The sequence below is a fragment of the Bavariicoccus seileri WCC 4188 genome (genome assembly GCF_000421665.1).
In the GTDB taxonomy this organism is placed as follows: Bacteria; Bacillota; Bacilli; order Lactobacillales; family Aerococcaceae; genus Bavariicoccus; species Bavariicoccus seileri.
This window is the reverse complement of record NZ_ATXL01000014.1, coordinates 20,685-41,617: the sequence shown is the minus strand read 5'-3', so window position 1 is coordinate 41,617 and position 20,933 is coordinate 20,685. Positions and strand designations below refer to the sequence as shown.

The 20,933-nt window shown below is 40.0% G+C and carries 16 protein-coding genes; 4 read left to right on the top strand and 12 right to left on the bottom strand.

Going from position 1 to position 20,933, the window contains the following annotated elements:
• Nucleotides 1-207: 207 nt before the first annotated feature.
• Nucleotides 208-1,188: a polyprenyl synthetase family protein gene (locus tag H541_RS0104480; protein ID WP_022796148.1), complete on the top strand. Its 981-nt coding sequence runs from the start codon at nt 208-210 to the stop codon at nt 1,186-1,188.
• 24 nt (nt 1,189-1,212) lie between these two features.
• Here H541_RS0104480 and cydC read toward each other — a convergent pair whose 3' ends face one another.
• The 8 genes from cydC to H541_RS0104440 form a co-directional block, all read right to left on the bottom strand.
• Nucleotides 1,213-2,955, bottom strand: coding sequence for a thiol reductant ABC exporter subunit CydC (gene cydC / locus H541_RS0104475; protein WP_022796147.1), 1,743 nt, complete (start codon nt 2,953-2,955; stop codon nt 1,213-1,215).
• Nucleotides 2,948-4,699: a thiol reductant ABC exporter subunit CydD gene (gene cydD, locus H541_RS0104470; protein WP_022796146.1), complete on the bottom strand. Its 1,752-nt coding sequence runs from the start codon at nt 4,697-4,699 to the stop codon at nt 2,948-2,950. Before cydD ends, cydC begins: the two co-directional genes overlap by 8 nt.
• The gene (gene cydB / locus H541_RS0104465) at nt 4,696-5,718 is read right to left on the bottom strand and encodes a cytochrome d ubiquinol oxidase subunit II (protein ID WP_022796145.1); all 1,023 of its coding nucleotides are present in this window, start codon (nt 5,716-5,718) and stop codon (nt 4,696-4,698) included. Before cydB ends, cydD begins: the two co-directional genes overlap by 4 nt.
• Nucleotides 5,715-7,130 (bottom strand): cytochrome ubiquinol oxidase subunit I, encoded by a 1,416-nt coding sequence (locus H541_RS0104460; protein ID WP_022796144.1) that lies wholly within the window; start codon nt 7,128-7,130, stop codon nt 5,715-5,717. The genes cydB and H541_RS0104460 overlap by 4 nt, the downstream gene beginning before the upstream one ends.
• A gap of 362 nt (nt 7,131-7,492) precedes the next feature.
• Entirely contained in the window at nt 7,493-8,524 is a 1,032-nt protein-coding gene (locus H541_RS0104455) for a LacI family DNA-binding transcriptional regulator (protein WP_022796143.1), read from the bottom strand.
• Between the two features lie 68 nt (nt 8,525-8,592).
• The gene (pgmB, locus tag H541_RS0104450) at nt 8,593-9,264 is read right to left on the bottom strand and encodes a beta-phosphoglucomutase (RefSeq protein WP_022796142.1); all 672 of its coding nucleotides are present in this window, start codon (nt 9,262-9,264) and stop codon (nt 8,593-8,595) included.
• Entirely contained in the window at nt 9,257-11,563 is a 2,307-nt protein-coding gene (locus H541_RS0104445; protein ID WP_022796141.1) for a family 65 glycosyl hydrolase domain-containing protein, read from the bottom strand. The genes pgmB and H541_RS0104445 overlap by 8 nt, the downstream gene beginning before the upstream one ends.
• Nucleotides 11,564-11,586: 23 nt before the next feature.
• Nucleotides 11,587-13,368 carry a glycoside hydrolase family 13 protein gene (locus H541_RS0104440; protein WP_022796140.1) on the bottom strand — a complete coding sequence of 594 codons (1,782 nt, stop codon included), beginning with the start codon at nt 13,366-13,368 and terminating at the stop codon, nt 11,587-11,589.
• Nucleotides 13,369-13,723: 355 nt separating this feature from the next.
• Here H541_RS0104440 and H541_RS0104435 point away from each other — a divergent pair, with 355 nt between their 5' ends.
• Genes H541_RS0104435 through H541_RS0104425 form a run of 3 tightly spaced genes read left to right on the top strand, consistent with a single transcriptional unit; the run spans nt 13,724 to nt 17,222 of the window.
• Nucleotides 13,724-14,989 carry an extracellular solute-binding protein gene (locus H541_RS0104435; protein ID WP_022796139.1) on the top strand — a complete coding sequence of 422 codons (1,266 nt, stop codon included), beginning with the start codon at nt 13,724-13,726 and terminating at the stop codon, nt 14,987-14,989.
• A gap of 29 nt (nt 14,990-15,018) precedes the next feature.
• Complete coding sequence (locus tag H541_RS0104430; protein WP_022796138.1) at nt 15,019-16,383, top strand: carbohydrate ABC transporter permease; 1,365 nt, start codon at nt 15,019-15,021, stop codon at nt 16,381-16,383.
• Nucleotides 16,383-17,222, top strand: a complete 840-nt coding sequence (locus H541_RS0104425) for a sugar ABC transporter permease (RefSeq protein WP_022796137.1) — start codon at nt 16,383-16,385, stop codon at nt 17,220-17,222. The genes H541_RS0104430 and H541_RS0104425 overlap by 1 nt, the downstream gene beginning before the upstream one ends.
• A gap of 237 nt (nt 17,223-17,459) precedes the next feature.
• Here H541_RS0104425 and H541_RS0104420 read toward each other — a convergent pair whose 3' ends face one another.
• The 4 genes from H541_RS0104420 to H541_RS0104405 all read right to left on the bottom strand — a co-directional run bounded on the left by H541_RS0104420 (nt 17,460) and on the right by H541_RS0104405 (nt 20,885).
• Complete coding sequence (locus H541_RS0104420; protein WP_022796136.1) at nt 17,460-18,329, bottom strand: DegV family protein; 870 nt, start codon at nt 18,327-18,329, stop codon at nt 17,460-17,462.
• A gap of 102 nt (nt 18,330-18,431) precedes the next feature.
• A complete protein-coding gene (gene pcp, locus H541_RS0104415) occupies nt 18,432-19,076 on the bottom strand; it encodes a pyroglutamyl-peptidase I (RefSeq protein ID WP_022796135.1) in 645 nt (214 codons plus the stop codon).
• 163 nt (nt 19,077-19,239) lie between these two features.
• Nucleotides 19,240-20,184 carry a DUF979 domain-containing protein gene (locus tag H541_RS0104410; protein ID WP_022796134.1) on the bottom strand — a complete coding sequence of 315 codons (945 nt, stop codon included), beginning with the start codon at nt 20,182-20,184 and terminating at the stop codon, nt 19,240-19,242.
• Entirely contained in the window at nt 20,184-20,885 is a 702-nt protein-coding gene (locus H541_RS0104405) for a 5-oxoproline transporter, DUF969 family subunit (RefSeq protein WP_022796133.1), read from the bottom strand. The genes H541_RS0104410 and H541_RS0104405 overlap by 1 nt, the downstream gene beginning before the upstream one ends.
• Between the last annotated feature and the right edge of the window lie 48 nt (nt 20,886-20,933).

Genomic DNA, 20,933 nt, shown 5'->3' with positions numbered 1-20,933 from the left:
CATTAGTCTTTCGCATTAGTCTTTCGCATTAGTCTTTCGCATTAGTCTTTCGCATTGGTATTTCGCATTGGTATTTCGCATTACTGTTATGTAAATTTACTATAGACAACAAAAATATATCCAAGCGTTAAAAGCTAGTCAATATTACAACGATAAGGTAGAATGAGAGAGATCGATTGTCATTACATATTGAGAAAGGGTTATTTCATGTTAGATTACTGGAACCTTTACCCATCTTTACAAAATAGATTAAACACCGTCCACCAAGTGATTCTTGACCGCATGAAAGTCAGTAACAAGACCATTCAAGGGGCTCTGTCTGATTTTGCCAATTCTGGCGGTAAAATGCTTCGCCCGGCTCTATTTCTGTTAATGTCAGAGTTTGGGGACAAAAATAAGCAAGAGAAAGACCAACTTATCAAAGTTGCAGCATCCCTGGAAATGTTACACATGGCAACTTTAATCCATGACGACGTGATTGACGACTCTCCTCTAAGACGTGGGCAGATCACGATTCAATCTAAATATGGTAAAGACGTTGCAGTCTACACTGGCGACCTCTTATTCACCCAATTCTTTGAATTAGTGATTGAGATTATGAATGGATCTGATTTCTTAGCCATCAATGCTGCGGCCATGAAAGGAATTCTCTTGGGAGAGCTCGACCAAATGGATGCTACCTATAACCAAAACGAGAGTATTGACGACTACCTTCACAATATCACGGGTAAAACAGCCGAATTGTTTTGGTTAGCCTGCAAAGAAGGGGCTCATTTCGGTTGTTGTAGCGCTTCAGTCGAACAAGCTGCTGAAGTCATCGGCAAAAATATTGGAATGGCTTTTCAAATCTTCGACGATATCCTAGACTATACGGAAAGCGATGATATCCTCCAAAAACCTGCCTTGGAAGACCTTGCTCAGGGTGTTTATACCCTACCGTTGTTGCTAGCAAGGCAAGCTGCTCCCGAAAAATTTACACCTTACTTAAACAAACGACAACATATTAGTGAAGCTGATGCCAAAGCGACCGCCAAGCTTGTCGTAGACTATGGTGGTGTGGAAAAAGCTAAAGAATATGCTGTAGACTTTACTCAAAAAGCCATAAAAGCCATTGAACAATTGCCAGACCAAAAAGCTAAACACATCCTCCATCATATCACTCATTCTCTATTATCGAGGCACTCTTGAATTTATAAGTCTAAATTGCTAAAACTAAAGCCCTTTATCGATGGCTATCAGCCGTTGGTAATGGGTATTTTTTTGGAGAAGTTCAGACGGTGTTCCTGACATTTCTAGAGTCCCATCTTCTAAGAAAACAACCTTATCCATGACATCGATGCCTTGTAGATGGTGTGTAATCCAAATAATCGTTTTATCTGCCAATGTTTTGAAAATCGTATCGATCAAGGCCTGTTCTGTGATGGGATCTAGACCAACTGTTGGTTCGTCTAACAAAATAATTGGCACATCATGGATTAATAACCGTGCTAAGGCCAGACGCTGCCGTTCGCCTCCAGAAAACCGCTTGCCAGCTTCATCAACCATCGTCTCTAATCCCTGAGGTAAAGAAGTAATCAGGTCTTTCAGGCCAACTTGTTGAAGTGCAGTCCAAACGTCTGCCTTGCTAGCGTTCTCATTGCCAATTCGAATGTTATTTAATATCGTTGTGTTGAATAAATAGGGGTTTTGAGAGAGTACGCCAATGTAGCGATGGACAGAGTCGCCAAGTTCGCTTACCGCCAGGTCATTCAGGAAAATATCGCCATGGGTCGGCTTTAAATCACCTCTCAAAAGGGTCGCGAGTGTACTTTTCCCAGAACCGCTTCTACCGAGGATTGCTAATTTTTCCCGAGCAGGTATCGTTAAGGTCAATTTTTTCAAAACATCTTGTGCGGTATTTGAATAATGGAAGCTAACGTCTTTGACAGCTATTGTGATTTCGCCATCAAGTTCTGGATAAGACTCTTTGTCGTCAGTCAGTTTGGGTAAGTCATTAAATCGATCAATCGACTCTTTATAGCTGGTTGTTTCTTCTGCAGCAATAGATAGCGGGGCAAAAGCATCAATCAGCGGAAAAACGCTAAGCACAAATGCTGCAATCCAGTTAGCTGAGTCATAATTGCCCACAAACCTTGTCCCTGTAAAGAGAAGTAGCACTAAAACGATCCAGCCAAATATCCATTGGACCAGAAAATTTCGTTTGCGGTTAAAGCGTTCAATCTTGTGCGTTGTATTGATCAATTGTGCTTCTTTGTTGGTATACAGTGCAACATAGTCCTCACCTCTATCAGCAAAAATCCAATCAGATACGCCTAAGATATTGTCAGTCAAAGTCGAATAGAGTTCTTTCTTTTGAACCTTTTGCTGCTCGATTCTCGCACCATTGACCAAAACTGACCAGAGTGGCAATACAAATACAATAATACCGAGTAACAGCGCCATGACTGCTGCGAACCATATCGAGAAAAAGCCCAATGCAATCACGATGACGGTATATAGTAGCCATGCAGTGATTGTTGGAAAAATCGTCCGTAAGTATAAGTTTTGGATATGGTTGATATCCTCTGCTAGTAATCCCAGTATATCGCCTGATTTAAATTTTTGTCGCACGAATATAGCTTCTTTTTCAATCACGCGATAAAGTCTCAATCGTAGATTAGAGGTCATCTTTAAGACCCAATTGTGGCTCGTTAAACGCTCTACATAACGAAAGGCAGGTCTACCAATACCAAAGGCTCTGGTTAAAACGATGGGCACATAAATCAGCAAAATATTTTCTGGTTGTGTCGCTGCTTTACTGATGAGATAGCCCGAGTTAAACATCAAAGCACTCCCACAGAAAAAGGTCAGAAAGCCAAGACTGATGGCAAGACATAAAGTTTCCCTATATCGTTTTAAATAAGGCTTGACCCAATCATCTTTCTTTAAGCTAGCACCTAAGCTATTTTTAAACATTTTGATTACCTCGCAATGTGGTTGATAACTGACAGAAAGCGCCATTTTTTGCCAACAGCTTTTCGAGGCTGCCTTGTTCAACAACTTTTCCTTGATCCATCACAATGATATAGTCCATCTGTTTCATCCAGTGCAGACGGTGTGTGGCAAAGAATACAAGGTGATTGGTCATCAAAGGAACCATCCGTTCTTTCAACTCTACTTCTGTTTCAATATCTAAGTGAGCAGTTGGCTCATCAAACAACCAAATCTTGCGACTAGCGTCTAAGAAAGCACGAGCAAGTGCAATCCGCTGAGCTTGTCCACCGCTTAAGGCGCGCTCCCCCTCTCCAATCTTAGTATCGATACCATCAGGCAGTTCAGCAATTAGGTCATTTAGTCCAACTACCTGAGCAGCTTCTATGAGCTGTTCCCTCGTAGCTGCTGGATGATAAAAAGCCATATTGGCTGCAAGTGTGCCACTAAAAATATAAGGGTTCTGTGGGATATAGGCTAATTGTTGCTGCCATTGTTTTTCTTTTAAAGAAGAAATTTCCTGACCCTCTAGTCTTACTTCTCCAGCTTTTGGAGACAAAAAACCACTCAATAGATTAATCAAGGTCGATTTACCCGACCCACTCATCCCAATGATCCCCACTTTTTGATAACCACTTACTGCCAAGTCAATCTGCTTCAGAGCCATTTTTGAACTACCATTACTACTAGTGTTATGGCTAGTATCATAGCTAAAAGTGATCCCTGAAAGTTCCAAGCTGCTAGTGTCGTGCCACTCACTAATAGCCGTTGTCTTTGCAACTTGGCTCGGTTCATCCAAAACAGATGTGACCGCCTGAAAGGCATTCTTACCATCTAAGGTCGCATGATAATCACCAGAAAAGTCTCGCACTGGTAAAAAATACTCAGGTGATAAGATCAAGACGGTCAACGCTTCAAATAAGAAGACCTCTCCGTTAATCAACCGTAAACCTAGCAATACAGCTACAATGGCAATCGATAAGGTCGTAAAAAAATCAAGAGCAAATGTCGATAGGATAGCAACTCTCAAGGTACTCATGGTTGCTACTCTAAACCGCTCACTTGTCTTAAAAATACTATTGCCATAGTCCTGACTAATACCAAAACGTTTGAGGGTGTCAATACCACGTATGGCATCCATAAAATGATTGGCTAATTTTTGATAACTGGCAAATTGTTTATCAGCCTTATTCTTAGCGGCATATCCTAAAATAATCATGAACAAGATAATCAATGGGAAAACAAGCAAAAGGACCACGCCAGATTGCCAATCTAACCAAAAAATCGTTACTAGGACAAACCAAGGTACAATGGACATACTCATCATTTTTTCAGTAATTAGTTTTAAATAGTTCTTCACATTGTCGATGCCGTCTAAGGCTAATGTCGTCATATTTCCAGTACCATGTTTTTGAATGATAGCTGGCCCACCTCTAAAAACTTTGACTAGCAATTGTTGTCTAAGCGCACTAGCTTGTTCGGTAGCATAACGGTCTAACAGCATATCTTGTAGCCATTTCACACCATGTCTCAGTGTGTAAGTCACTAAGAAAAAAATCATCCAGTAGTACTGATTAACGAGTGACTGACCTGACCAAAGATGAGTGATAGCTTGTGACAGGCTAACAGCTTGCCCAATGATAAAGAATGCTTGCAAGACAAAAAGTCCAGCAAGCACAGCTAACACTTGTTTCATTTTAGGAAGTTTTAGGAGTTTACGGTCAATCATTTGTACCCCTCCGATTGAACTGGTCCACTAACAATACGTTTACGGAAGATATAATAGCTAAAAGCAGTGTATGCTAAGACAAATGGTAAAATAGTCAGTGACAGATAGCTCATCACTGTCAATGTATACGGCGTCGATGAAGCATTAGCAATCAATAAATCATTACTACTGGCAGTTGAACTGATCATGACTCTTGGAAATAACCCTGAGAAAATCAATGCCACCAAGACAACCATCGTTAACCCGCTTGCAAGAAACGCTCGCATTTCTTTTTCCTTAACAACCGAAACGTTCGCAAGCACTGTCAAAAGGACAATAACTAGTAGTAACACACTCGTAACAGCTGGATGCAACACTAGAAAATCTGTTTTTAAGAACAGTAAGAGTGAGAAGACAATCAATCCTGCATAGAGCACCCAGTAGAAAAAGGTGGCATAGTTTCTCGCGCGTTCTCTCACTCGACCCAGTGTCTTTAAGGCTAAATAGTTTAAGCCATGAAGATATGACAACAAACTAACGGCAATGCCACCCACCACTGAAAATACATTGACATAATCAGAGAAGTGCGCGCTAACATTGCCATCTGCGTCCATTGGTATTCCTTGAATCATGCTGACAAACATGAGACCAAAGAAAAAAGGTACGATAAAACTGCCAACCGACAAGGTCCAATTCCAAATTTGTTTTTGCTTTTCTGGCATCCGATGACGAAATTCAAATGATACGCCTCTAATAATTAAACCTGCTAGAATGATTAATAGAATCAAATAATAGCCACTGAACAAGCTAGCATACCAATATGGAAACGAGGCAAACATCGCCCCTCCAGCGGTTAGCAACCACACTTCATTGCCATCCCAAACTGGTCCAATTGTTTGAACGATTTGATCCTTTTCTTCTTCTGTGTGTGCCAAAGACTGTACCGCCATCCCGACGCCAAAATCAAAGCCCTCGAAGAAGAAAAAGCCTGAAAAGAGAACTCCTATCAAAATAAACCAAAATAATTGTAACCCGCTCATTTGACTAGCGCCTCCCTATCGAATGGATCTTGATCCCGTGAATTGCTAGAGTGAATATCCTCAAGTTTATCAGGACCTTTTCTCAATTCACGAATCACTAAGTAAACCATCACAGCACCCAGACTCGCGTATAACACAAAGTAACAGATATTTGAAATCAATAAAGACATGGCTGAAACATTCGGTGAGACGCTATCTTCGATGGTGAACAGGCCATAGACCGTCCATGGATACCGACCCAACTCAGTGATCAACCAACCTGCTGTATTCGCCAAAAATGGGGTGAAGGTTGTCAATGCAACGACCCATAGTAACCACCGTTTTTCGTATAACACAGCCTTCTTACGGCGCGATAGAATCAGACCAAGACCAGAAACTAATAACATCAACGTTCCAAAGCCAGCCATTATCCTAAAATTCCAGAACAAGGCATTAACTGGCGGATAATAATTGCGGTCGCCATATTCTGCAACTAATTTCTCATTGATACTAGTCATTCCTTCAATCGAACCACTTGGTTTTCCATAAGCCAAAATACTAAGCATATACGGAACTTTAATCCCAAAAACTTGCTTATGTTCTAACTCATCTGCCCAACCAACTAATGTCCATGGCGCAGGATCTTCAGTATCGTCATAAGCACCTTCCATTGCTGCAAATTTCATTGGTTGATCCTCGATTAGTGCCTTCATTTGCGCATCCCCAGCACCTAATACTGCTACCGACCCAAACAAAGCAACAACTAACCCAAGACGTAATGATTTTTGATAGAAGTCTTGTTCCTTGATATTCTTTTTGAGCAATTGAAAAGCCGCTAACCCTGCTACGATGATACCGCCCATAGTGATGGCACCTGCAATCACATGCCCAAACTCGTAGATGACTTGAGTATTGGTCAATAAAGCTTTGAAATCAGTCATCTCGGCCCGGCCATTGCGGATGGTATAACCCACTGGATGTTGCATGAAACTATTAGCAATCAAAATCCAAAAGGCAGATAAAATCGAGGCTACTGACACTAACCAAATGAACAATAAATGAAGTTTCGCACTCACACGTTCCCATGTGAACATCCACAACCCCAAAAATGTCGATTCCATAAAAAATGCTAATAAAGCTTCGACAGCGAGCGGTGCTCCAAAAATGTCTCCAACAAATCGAGAATAATCCGACCAGTTCATTCCAAATTGAAACTCTTGAATAATCCCAGTCACAACACCTACAGCAAAACTCAAGAGCAAAATATTCCCCCAGAATTTCGTCATTCGTAAATAAACATCCTTCTTCGTTGTCACATACATCGTTTCCATAATAGCGACGACTAAACCGACGCCAATGGAAAATGGCACGAAGAAAAAGTGAAAAATTGTTGTCATGGCAAATTGAAAACGTGCCAAGGTAACAATGTCCATATTAACTCCTCCTACAAGATAATTCCTAAATCTAACCAACTGTCTAATGAATTATATATCATAATAGAAAACAGATGGCATACCACGTCAACTATACTCCTAATTTCAAAAAATTCAACTGATTTTATTCCATGACATCGCCAAATCTTCCCTATAAACACTGCATACAAAATAGCTATAAATTCTGTTATAAATCAACGACTTTCAGCTAGTGGTAAGCTTCTTAAAAAAATCACTGGGTTCACAAACAACATAAAAAAACCGAAACACTCAAAATTGAGCATTTCAGTTTCTATCAGGATAGCCTCATTGAGATAGTCTCATTGAGATAGCTTCATTGAGATAGCTTCATTGAGATAGTCTTAATAATCAATTTTAGTGAGATCTCGGACTGATTCCCTTGCCACCAAGTGATGAGGAACCATGATTTTAACATACCTTTTTTGATCTGGATCTCTGATTTGCTTGACCAACTCGTTTAAAGCAATACGCCCTAAATCTTCGATGCTGACATCATAACTCGACAGATAGGGGTGGATGATTTCTGCAAAGTCTGAATTATTGATACTCAAGATTGAGATATCATCCGGAACTTGGTAACCGACTAACTGGCAATACTGCATCACTCTTAACGCTAGGATATCCTCAATGACGATTACAGCCGTTGTTTTTGTATTGATTAGCTTCTCGTAAAAAGCGTCAAGGGTTTCAGGATCTTTACGATTAAACAAGACAGCTTCATGCGGTATGGCACCAAGTTTTCTCATTTGAAGAAAATAGCCAGTATAACGTTGCTCTACAAATCCCTCACTCGTTTTATCCGTTACAAAAAGGATCCGCTGATGTCCCTTACTGAACAGATGGTCGACCATATTGGCTCCTAGTAATTGGTTATCCGTATCAATGTAGAGTGCCGCAGTATTTTGATCTACCGGAGAACCTACCACCGAGTAGGTAATATGGTTTTGAGAAAGATACCTTTTGACGGGATCATTGATCACAGAATAAAGCAATATAAACCCATCGACTCGCCGTTGATTATACATCAGTGCTACATTATCGATCAACTCATCATTTGTTTGCCCGGTTGCAATTGCAACGGTAATGCCTTTAGATTTTGCTTCGGAATTAATGGCACTCAAAATCTGCATATAAAACTGTTGCTCGATTCGGCCGTCTTTAGCCATCGGAGGAAAAATGACGCCGACTGAATCAGTTAAACCCCTCACCAAATTCTGAGCAGAAACATTTGGAACGTAACCCAGTTCTTTCATAGCAGATAGCACTTTTTGCTTTGTTTGATCTGATATGGATGATTTATTACTTAAAACACGCGACACTGTCGATGGAGAAACGCCAACAGCCTTTGCTACATCTTTGATTGTGACGGCCACTAGCAACCCCCCCGACTTTTGGTATTTTAATTCATTTTGAAATGAACCTCTTTATTGACCTATTTGCCCTATTTATGGTGATCTTTATCCCAAATTTCAATAAGATAATTATACGATAATAACTGAGTGTTTGAAACCCTTGCAATATCGTCTCCTAAATCTTCAAGTCGTCCAACACCAACTGGTAATGCGCCACTACCCTTTATCGCTTCTATCCCTGAAAGTGCATCCTCTATCCCGATTGCTTCTGTTGGCAATACACCCAATTGTTTTGCAGCAGCCAGATAAATATCTGGGGCTGGCTTACCATGAGCGACTTTTGCCGGATCAACTATTGTATCAAATAGAGAACTGATCCCTAATTTATCTAGAATAAACGGACCATTCTTGCTAGCAGAAGCCAAGGCAATTTTTATAGCATGGTCTTTAAGTGTGGTCAGCAGAGGTAGTATTCCTGGCAGGATGTCTTGTTCATTCAACTGATCAATCAATTTGAGATACTGTTGGTTCTTCTCTGCCAGCAAGTCTTCAAAGTGTTGAGGTGTGATCTGCTTCTCTATCCCACCATAGGCTAAAATGCCCTTTAATGAGTCTGCTCTACTGACACCTTTTAGTTGCTCATTAAACGATTTGTCGATAGTGATTCCTAGTCCTTTTGCTAGCTGTTTCCAGGCTTCAAAGTGAAATTTAGCAGTATCAGTAATAACACCATCTAAATCAAACAACACAGCTTTAAACATCTGATGGGACTCCCCCTTCTATCGGCATTGCTATGTGATCGGATAACTCCACATTGTGATCATAAAGGGTGAGGGTCAACGGCTCTCCCTCTAACAAGTCGATACGGACGGTCTCTGTGATTGTCACCTTCAATAAACGTTCACGGTAGAGAATGCGGAAACTATAGCTCTCCCATCCTTTAGGTAGAAATGGACTAAAGTTCAATTGGCCATTCCAAGTTCTCATTTGAGCAAAACCTTGAACAATGGCTAACCAACTTCCTGTCATGGAAGTGATATGCAGACCATCACCAGTATCATTATTGATATTATCTAAATCAAGACGAGCGGTTCTTTCGTACATACTCATCGCTTTATCGTAGAGACCAATTTCCGCTGCTAAAATAGCGTGTATTGAAGGAGACAAAGAGGACTCATGAACAGTCATTGGCTCATAAAACAGATAGTTTCGTTTCTTCTCTGCTAATGAATAATGATCCCCAAAGAAATAGATTCCTTGCAAGACATCAGCTTGTTTGATAAAACAACTTCTTAGAATATGATCCCAAGACCATTTTTGATTGAGTGGTCGATCACTTTCCTTAAGCTCTGTGATAGGCATCAGTTCCTTATCTAGAAATGTATCATGTTGCACGAATACCTGACGTTTTTCGTCATAAGGAAAGTACATATTATCACTAATATTGGCCCAATGAGCTAACTCTTCAGGAGAGCAAAAGACAGTTGCTTTAAAATCTGGTAATTGACTATACTTCTCATAAGCTTCTTTTGTATATCTCAAGACCCAAGTTGCTAAAACATTGGTATACCAATTGTTATTGACATTGTTCTCATATTCATTCGGACCAGTCACACCATGGATCATAAATTGTTCTTTCTCAGTAGAATAATGCACACGAGATGCCCAAAATCTTGAAATCTCTACTAATACTTCTAACCCTTCATGGGCGAGATAAGACGTATCTCCCGTATAGTTTGTATAATTATAGATGGCATAGGCAATAGCACCATTACGATGAATCTCCTCAAAGGTAATTTCCCACTCATTATGGCACTCTACCCCGTTAAACGTCACCATTGGATAAAGAGCCCCTCTTAAACCAAGTTTTTCGGCATTTTCTTTGGCCCCTTTTAACTGGCTATGACGATATTCCAATAGGTTTCGCGTCACTTTAGGGTCGGCCAATGCCAAGTAAAGTGGAACAGCATAAGCTTCTGTATCCCAATAGGTCGCCCCACCATATTTTTCACCTGTGAAACCCTTTGGTCCAATATTTAAACGGGCATCATCGCCATAATAGGTTTGAAACAATTGAAACAGATTAAATCTTATCCCTTGTTGTGCTTTCACGTCGCCCTCTATCGCAACATCAGCTAATTGCCATCTTTCTTCCCATAGTCTTTCTTGGGTTTCCAAGGCTTCATCATATGGCAGGATCTTGTGTACTAAGCTTTCTGCTGTCTCTTTTTGCTGGCTTGGTAAAATATCTCTACTCGTGACAACTGAAACTACTTTTTCAAGGGTGATTGATTCACCACTCGCCAATTGAGCCTGATAAATCTCAGCAACTTGCTCATCTGTTTGTAAACTCTCTTTTGCAAACATTTGGTCAGAGCCTGATAATGTGACAACATTTTTCATCATTGCAGTCACTGTAAACTGCTCAATACCAAAGGCATTAGGGACTGTTATCATGGTGAGATAAGGAAGTGGTTTATGACTAGTTTCCAGTACTTTCCAGAACAACTCGTCATAGTTAGAATCATTATTTTTGACGAACCCGTTGATTAAGGGTTTTAAGGTAACCGTTGCACTACCTTCTATCACTGCAATACTGATTTTTTGATAACTCAGTTCTTTGACCGCTAAAGATAGAAAACGTTTGAAGGTTATAAGAGCACAAGCATCACCCAATACGACTTTGTACGATCGTTTCAATTCCCCGGTTCGCATGTCTAAGGTTTGTTCAAAGTCCTGATAGGTCACCTGTGACAGGTCAATCTCAACTCCATTAATTTGGATGTTGACCGGTATAAAATCGACGGCATTGACCACTTTTCCAAAATAATCTGGATAGCCGTTTTTCCACCAGCCCACTTTGGTCTTATCAGGATACCACACTCCTGCTAAATAGGTTCCTTTGTGCATCTCACCTGAATAAGTTTCTTCAAAGTTCCCCCGCATCCCCATATAACCATTTCCAATTGATGTTAGAGATTCTTGCAACAAAAAATCACTCGTATGAAGTTTGTTCGTTCTTAATTGCCATGGTAATACATCAAACAGTGTCTTAGTCATCTCTTTGCCTCCTCTTTAGATAATTATTGGTCTAGCATAATCACAAAGCCTTTTTGAAAAATAGTCACAGTTGTGTCGTCCCCGGAGATCACATATTCTTGGCCTAGTAAAATTGTCTTGTTAGTTAGTGAGATTATTACTGAATCATCACTCGTTACAAATACACCTTCAACGCTCAGATGTGTCAGTGGATCAACACGCAAAAAAGTCAAATATCCCGGAGTATCTTCTAACTGCGTCCATAACAACTGACCTTCAGTCAATAAATTATGGTAGGCCCGCCTTAAAGCAATCAATTCCTTCATAAAGGTCAACAACTGTTGATCTTGTTGCTTGTCGTCCCAGATCATACATTTACGGCAATCCGGATCAGCCCCGCCATCCAATCCAATCTCGTCGCCGTAGTAAAGACAAGGGACCCCGGGCTGTAGATACATGAATGCCAACACTTGTCGCATCAAATCTTTGTCCCCATTTGCAAGGGTCAATAATCTAGGGGTATCATGGCTATCCAAAACATTGAATTGCACTTGATTAACTGTATCCCTGTAGAGCATGAGTTGCTGATTCATTTCCGATATCATTTTGTCGAGCGGAATTTCTTTCTTAATAAAGTAGGATAATATGGCATCAGTGTAGGCATAATTCATAACAGCGTGAAATTCGTCGCCATGAAGCCAACTTTGTGATGAGTGCCAAATCTCGCCTAAGATGTAAAAATCAGGTTTTAATGACACACACATCTGATGAAACTTTTTCCAGAATTGATGATCGACCTCATTTGCAACATCTAAACGCCATCCATCAATATCGAATTCCTCGATCCAATACTGACCAATCTGAAGCAGATGCTCTTCTACTTCTTTATTGGCTGTGTTTAGTTTTGGCATATGGGGTGTAAAGGCGAAAGTGTCATAAGTTGCATCAGCAGCAAACTCAAAGTCATCAGTTGGTGTATAGGCAACTGGGAAAGAATGGATATGGAACCAATCTGCAAAACGAGATTTTTCGCCATTCAAAACGACATCTTGCCATTGTGGAGAAGTATCTCCCATGTGATTGAACACAGCATCCAGCATCACTTTGATGCCCCTCTCATGGCAGGCTTCCACTAGGTTTTTAAAGGTTTCTTTATCGCCAAAATCAGGGTCAATCTCAAGGTAGTCGATCGTATCGTATTTATGATTACTGTTTGCTTTAAAAATGGGGCAGAGGTATAAGCCATTGACGCCCAAGTCATCTATATAATCTAAATGGTCAATAATGCCTTGTAAGTCACCTCCAAAATAGTCCTCTCTATCTGGTGCTTTGCTAGCCCACTTCAACGTTCCCTCAGGATCATTCCCGGCGTCACCGTTAGCAAATCTTTCTGGGAAAATTTGGTACCACACCGTTTCTTTAACCCATTGTGGCGATTTGGCCCGATCAACTTCATGAAAATACGGAAGTCTAAAGTAATTATTGGCCATGCTGATATACTTCTCGTCAAGAGGTAATACCCCATGCTCTCCATAAAAGGCGGATAAGCCATCAACGCCTAAAAGTGTAAACGCATAGCTCAGTCGGCGATGTTTGGCAGTGACGGAAATCGTCCAATAATCGTAGACGTCTGTCGACAGTCCTTTTATCATAGGGATTGCCTTGTCATACCACTTTTCTTCTGCTAAAGAGTAGGGATCTCCTCCTAACAGATTCACTCGTTTCACATCATCTTTTGCTGTTCTAAGTCTAATATGTACCGTTTCACTATCATATAAGTAGGCATATTCACTTTCTGGTCGGTGGTAAATAGCTGCTGAGTTCATCTTTTCGACTCTCCTTTAAGGGGTTCAATTTAGCAAGGTCATTTTCTAGTTCTTCGGCATTGCTTATGTTTTAATCAAAAACATCTCAATAAGCAAAATATAGCACATCAAACGGGCAAGTTCAATATATTATTGCACATTTAATGCAAACGTTTGTATTACGATTAATGGTGTGACAGCTAACCATTATTAACATTAATAGTTGTAATAAAAGGATTATTTAATCCTGAATTAATGTTTTTTGATTCTTTTAGGTGTTTTTAGGGTTTTTTTTAGATATTTTTGTTGACTTTTTATGCTAACGTTTGCATAATAGAAGTATCAAGGAGCATTACTAAAAAAAGGAGTGTTAATCGTGTCAAAAAACTGGAAGAAAAAACTATTGAGTGGTCTATCACTAAGCGTTGCAGCTCTTACTCTAGCAGCTTGCGGCAACAATGACTCAGCTGACAACGGAGGGAATGCTGAAGATAATCAAGCAGCCGAAACCTCGTTAAAACTGTGGGTCACAACCGACTCTAAGAAATTCTACGAAGATGGTTTGAAAGATTTTAATGACGAAAATCCAAACATCAAAGTAGAAGTCATCGAAACTGAAGATGCTAAGGCTCAAGAAAATGTCAAAAAGGATCCATCTGCAGCAGCAGATATATTTGCCTTACCGCATGATCAACTAGGTCAATTAGTTGACTCTGGCGTCATTCAAGAAATCCCTGAACAATTTGCAACCCAAATCAAAGATGAGCAAATCGAAAGTGCTGTAGTAGGAGCTGAGTATAAAGGAAAAATGTATGCCTTCCCTTACGGGATTGAATCACAAGTGCTCTACTACAACAAAGATCTATTAAGTGAAGAAGACGTTAAAAGTTATGAAGATATCACTTCAAAAGCTACTATGGGGATGAACTTAAAAGCCGTAGATGCTTATAAAACAGCACCGTTATTCATGTCAGTAGGTGACCATTTATTTGGAGAATCTGGTGAAGATGTGACAGGAACAGATTGGAACAATGATAAAGGGGTTGCCGTTTTACAATGGATCGCTGATCAAAATGATAATAGTGGTTTTGTAAATGTGGGAGACGACACCATTTCTAAATTTGCAAGTGGCGATATCGCTTCATTTGAATCTGGTCCTTGGGATAAAGCAAAAGCAATTGAAGCAATCGGCGAAGACAAATTAGGCATCAGTGTTTATCCAACTATCAACATTGGTGGAGAAGATGTGCAACAAAAAGCTTTCCTAGGGGTTAAATTATACGCTGTCAATGCTGTTCCTTCTGGAGAAGACACAAATCGTTTAGCAGCAGCATATAAACTTGCTGCTTATCTCTCTGGCGCTCATTTCCAAGAAATTCAATTCAAAGATGCCAGTCGGAATATCATTCCATCTAATAAAGAAATTCAAACTGCAGATTATGTGACAAATGATGAGTTAGCAAATGCAGTGGTTACAATGAGTGGTTCTGATTACTCTGTTGTTATGCCAAAGATTCCTGAAATGAATAATTTCTGGACAGCTTCTGCAGCCGTTTTGACTGACGTTTACAATGGTAAGATCACACCAGATCAATTCCAAGAAAAACTTGATCAACTCGTTAAGGATATTTCAGGCCAATAACACTGGACAAGCTGTGAAAGGAGATTGCCATGGGGGACACTACGATAAAAAGCCAAGCGAATAGTATGCTTGATGCTTTTAAACATGGCGGCATTAAAACAAAGCTCTCTTTCTTTATCATGGGAGCCAGTAATTTTCTCAATAAACAATTTATTAAAGGATTTCTATTCCTGATGACAGAAATCTTGTTTGTGATCACTTTTGTGACACAAGTTATTCCTTCTATCCATGGATTGATAACACTAGGAACTACTGCACAAGGCGTTCAAAAACAAGTGGTTGATGGTATCGAGATGAATGTCCCCGTTGCTGGGGACAACTCGATGATCCTCCTTATTTTCGGATTAGCCTCGATCATATTTTGTCTTGTATTTCTCTATGTCTACTGGTGCAATCTAAAGAGTGCTAGGCGACTATATAAACTAAATCGTGACAATAAACCGATTCCGACCTTTATAGAAGATTTAAAAACACTCTACGATAGTCGTTTCCATATGACTTTAATGTTTATTCCAATCATTGGGGTAATCGTATTCACTATTTTGCCATTGGTTTATATGATTTCTATCGCTTTTACTAGTTATGATCATAACCACTTACCACCTAAGAATCTTTTTTCATGGGTTGGCCTTCAAAATTTCTCGAGTATACTGACCGGTAGAATGGCGGGAACATTCTTCCCATTACTATCTTGGACATTAATTTGGGCAGTTTTTGCCACCTTTACTTGTTTTATCTTTGGGATTCTACTCGCTTTATTGATTAATACTAAAGGGGTTCGTGGGAAAAAAATCTGGCGAACATTATTCGTGATTACTATGGCTGTTCCTCAGTTTATCTCTTTATTGATCATGAGAAGCCTGCTAGCAGATGCCGGTCCACTCAATACACTTTTACAAAATTGGGGTTGGATCGATAGCTCACTGCCGTTTCTTAGTGATGGAACTTGGGCAAAATTCAGTATTATTTTCGTTAACATGTGGATTGGGATTCCAGTGACGATGCTCGTCTCAACCGCAATCATCATGAATTTACCACAAGATCAAATAGAAGCTGCAGAGATTGATGGTGCTAGCCGGTTCCAAATTTTCAAATCGATTGAGTTTCCAGAAATCCTGTTGATCATGACACCAACTTTGATACAACAGTTCATTGGAAACATAAACAACTTCAATGTTATCTACCTATTGACCGGTGGAGGCCCAACGAACTCGAGGTATTACCAAGCAGGAGAGACAGATCTACTCGTGACTTGGCTCTACAAACTGACAGTAGAAGCTGCGGACTATAATTTAGCCAGTGTCATCGGTATTATCATCTTTGTATTGAGTGCCTTCTTTAGTTTATTAGTTTACACTCGTACAAACTCTTATAAGCAAGGAGGCGTATCCTAGTGAGAAAGCACAAGAAACATGTCATATATAGTGTTTACGCTCTGTTGACCATCCTTGTTATTCTTTGGTTATTTCCAATTTTTTGGATTGTTCTGACTAGTTTTAGAGCAGAAGGAACGGCTTTTGTGAGCTACATTATTCCAAAATCATTTACATTGGACAATTATAAAATGCTGTTTACGAATGACTCATTCCCATTTGCTCGTTGGTTTATGAACACTTTGGTCGTTGCAACCGCAACTTGTATCATCAGCACACTGATTACCGTTGCCATGGCTTATACCCTCTCTCGGATTAAATTCAAATTTCGCAATCGCTTCTTGAAACTCGCGTTAGTGTTGAATATGTTCCCAGGGTTTATGAGCATGATTGCAATCTACTACATCCTAAAAGCAATGAATCTGACTCAAAGTTTAATTTCCTTAGTGATCGTCTACTCAGCCGGAGCAGCTTTAGGGTTTTACATTGCCAAAGGTTTCTTCGATACGATTCCTTACTCGTTGGATGAATCAGCTATGATAGATGGTGCCACACGGAAAGATATCTTTTTAAAAATCACCTTACCACTCTCAAAACCAATCATTGTTTATACAGCATTGATGGCATTCATGGGACCTTGGATGGACTTTATCTTTGCTCGAGTAATCCTTGGAGACCAGGTGCAAAAATATACAGTTGCCATCGGTTTATTCAGAATGACTGCTCCAGATACGATTAACCAATGGTTCATGGCCTTTACTGCCGGTTGTATCATCATCGCGATTCCAATCACCATAATGTTCATGATTATGCAACGTTATTACGTTGAAGGTATCACTGGTGGAGCTGTCAAAGGTTAAAGATGATAGATTGAGTATGTGACTGTATATCCTATTTAAGGTAGTAAATAGATAAAATAAAACAACAAAAGATTATAGGAATATCGAAATACAAGGATTTAAAAATGTTTAAAAGAGCGAGCTGTAAGGTTAGTATCACCTAACCCTACAGCTCGCTCTTTTCTTCCATAAGAACTTGATTTATATATAGATTAAAAAATCATAGCAGTCATCTAACTTGAAAAGGCATTCTAGCACTTACTCCCTAACATCTTTTCCTCTGACGAAGATGGCGATGCAACCCCATCCTGTATGACTTGAGATTGTGGTTCCCATTGGTACGATTTGGATGTGAGCTGGTGTCACTTGCTCTAGTATCATATCTTTAGCAACTTCTGCGCTTTCAAAATCACCACTTGTTGCAATGAAGACCACACTATCTTCTGGCTTTTCCATACTTTGGACTGTTAAATCTGCAATACGTTGGAGTGCTTTATGTCGCGTTCTCACTTTACCAATCACTTTGAGTTCACCTGCTCGGTTGACTGAAATGATTGGCTTGATGCTAAGCAGCCCCCCTAGTGCTGCGGAAGTTCGACTAATCCTTCCTCCTTTATAGAGGTGATTCAAATCGGTGACGGTAACCCAACTATTATAGTTAAAGCGATTGGCAAACAACCAACTCTGTAGTTCTTGTAAAGAATAACCTTCTTTTTGCTTTTCAATAGCATCATAGACCATTAAGCCTAATCCAGTACAAGCGCCACGTGAATCGAAAATTTCAGCCTGAGCATCTGGATAATCCTCTTTAACTATTCGTGCGGCTTGAAGAGCACTTTGGTATGAGCCACTCATGCCTGAGGTAAAACCAATGTAGATAAAGGGAATATTCTTCTTGGCATATTCGGTAAAGAATTCGACATAACGACCAATATTAACTTGTGTCGTACTCGGCATCGTTCCTGTTTTTAAAAGGTCATAAAACTTCTTGTGATCAAATGTCTTCCCCAGGTCATCTAGATAAGTCTTACCATCCCAAGTCACTTCCATTGAGATGTAATCGACATGATTTTCTTCTAAAAATTCATGTGGGAGATCACAACAAGAATCGGTTAGTATCTGGTACATTGTTTTCCTCCCTCCTCTCGTTCAACTTAACCACATTATACACTATTTATTGCTATAACCTGAAACATTAATAAGCGTTATTCTTCCGTCATGACTGATAAACTACATGATCGTTCCCATAGCATTTTGATCATCTTCATCAACTGTGACTGTCGTTTCAATAGCGATCCGCAAAGCTTCAGTCATCAATTCAACCGGCATACTAGCTGTCCCATCTGGCAGCGATACAACTTGTTCTGGCAGATAAGGAACATGAATAAACCCACCAATAAGAGATGGAAACTCTGTTTTAGCGAGATAAAGTAGCCGGTACATAATATCATTACAAACGAATGTTCCAGCTGTATAAGAAACCGTTGCTGGTATTCCAGCAGCAGTGATTTGGTTAACGATTGCTTTGACCGGCAAAGTGGCAAAATAAGCTGTCTCACCATCCTCTTCAATCGCTGCATTCAGTGGTTGCTTGCCGTCATTGTCAGGAATACGTGCCTCAATCAAATTAATAGCTACTTTTTCAACTGAAATCTTCGCACGCCCACCAGCTTGACCAATACAAAACACAATATCTGGATGATGTTCTGCAATTGCTGCTCGTAAGACCTCTCCATCTTTCCCAAAAACAGTTGGAATCTCGATTTTGACTACTGTTGCTCCTGCTATCTCATCTGGTAATCTTTTCACGGCCTCAAATGCCGGATTGATGCTTGCCCCGTCAAACGGATCAAAACCAGTTATTAATACTTTCATCAGAATACCTCATTTCTTGATATTTTTTATTCTTTTTTTATTCTTTTTTTATTTTTACCTTTTGTTACTTCTGTATTAATCGTTTTATATTACTCTACCTTCTAATTCTATCTTCTAAACTATAGTTAGTTACTTATTTACTCAAATCAAACACTTCTAACGGTTACTTAAAGAGGATCATATAAGCAATTTGGAAGACTAAAATCACTACTGCCGGGATCAATTGGTTTTTGATCACACCAAAGCGATCTTTCATTTCAAGCATGGCAACTGGTACGATATTGAAATTGGCAGCCATTGGTGTACACAGTGTTCCACAGTACCCACAAGTCAAAGCGACCATACCGATCAGCACTGGATCTGCTCCATAAGCTAGGACGAATGGCCCTCCAATTCCTACAGTCATTACAGTGATTGCAGCGAATGCATTTCCCATAATCATTGTAAACAAGACCATACCTAACGCAAATACAATGATCCCAATGTTTACATTTCCTTTAGGGATGATTTGCGCCACTAACTGAGAAATAACATCGCCAACTCCAGCGGCTGTAAATATGGCACCTAGGCTAGCCAACAGCATCGGTAGCATACTTAAGGGTCCAACTGTCGATAACATGCGCTCTGTATCATCTAAGAATACCCGAGGTTTATTATCTTTAGAATAGAGTCGTAATATAATCATCGCCACAAAAACACCAACTCCGACCCCTACTAAAGCTCCAAGTGTCGTAAATAGAGCAAATATGATGGCAAAAATACCGATAGACAATGCTGGGATGAAAATCTTCGGTCCGATCTTCTCTGCCATTTTCTCTGAATATTCAGCAGATGGTTCTGATTGTTTACCTTTGCTGACGCGTTTAAAAATAGGAGGAAGTGTCATAATAAGCACAATCACACCACTGACTTCAGCCGGTATCCAACGACCGAATATCAAGATTACACCTAATGAGCACCAAAAGATGGCAGTCCCAATTGGGTGAGGATTTTCCTTGTCTGTAGCATTTTTGATACCTGTATACATCACGACTAGCCCCATAACAATGTATAAGACTTCCAGCAACTTTTCAGACAATAAAACATCTGGACTCATGAAAAAAGCCATTAGTTATGCCCCCCTTCATTCTTTACATCATTTCCATAGTATTTCTTCTCTAAGCGACGATCTTTTATAAAGTAGTATCCAACCGTAAATAATACTGCAAAAATGGCTACGGGAATCTCAACAGCAGCTAAGTCTATCAGATTTACCTCATACCCTAGACCACTTAAAGTAGCTTGGACCAACAAAGCACCCGGCCCACCAACAAACAACACTTGGCAGAAGAACCATACGATGTTTTCCATACCAGAAGACATACCCTTGAGGTCTTCTACATAGTCTTCGTTAACCGTCTGATGCTTTGCTTCTAGCGTTCCCACTGCCATGGGCATGATAATTGGCCGAACAAAACCAGCAACACCACCAAAGCTGATATTAAATGCCGCAAAAACACTACGCATCAACCCGTAAACACCAATAACAACTCCCGATGAGGCTCCCTTGATTTTGCTGATCAAATTACCAGCAACTTCCTTTAACCCATTCCGTTCCAACGTTCCGGTAACGAGCATGATGATGATAAACACCGCCATTGCGCGGTTAGCCACAAAACTTGTTCCAAGGGTATTTAAAAACCCTGTAACACCAAGTCCACCAACTAAAGCCGTAACAATCGCTGCTAAAATAATGATCAAAATACTATCTTTTTTTAATGCAAATCCGATAATAACAATAAGAATCCCTAATAATTTGATGAGTTCCACTTTCTATCCCCTCGCTTTTCTTCTTTGATCTTTCAATTGACTGTTGGT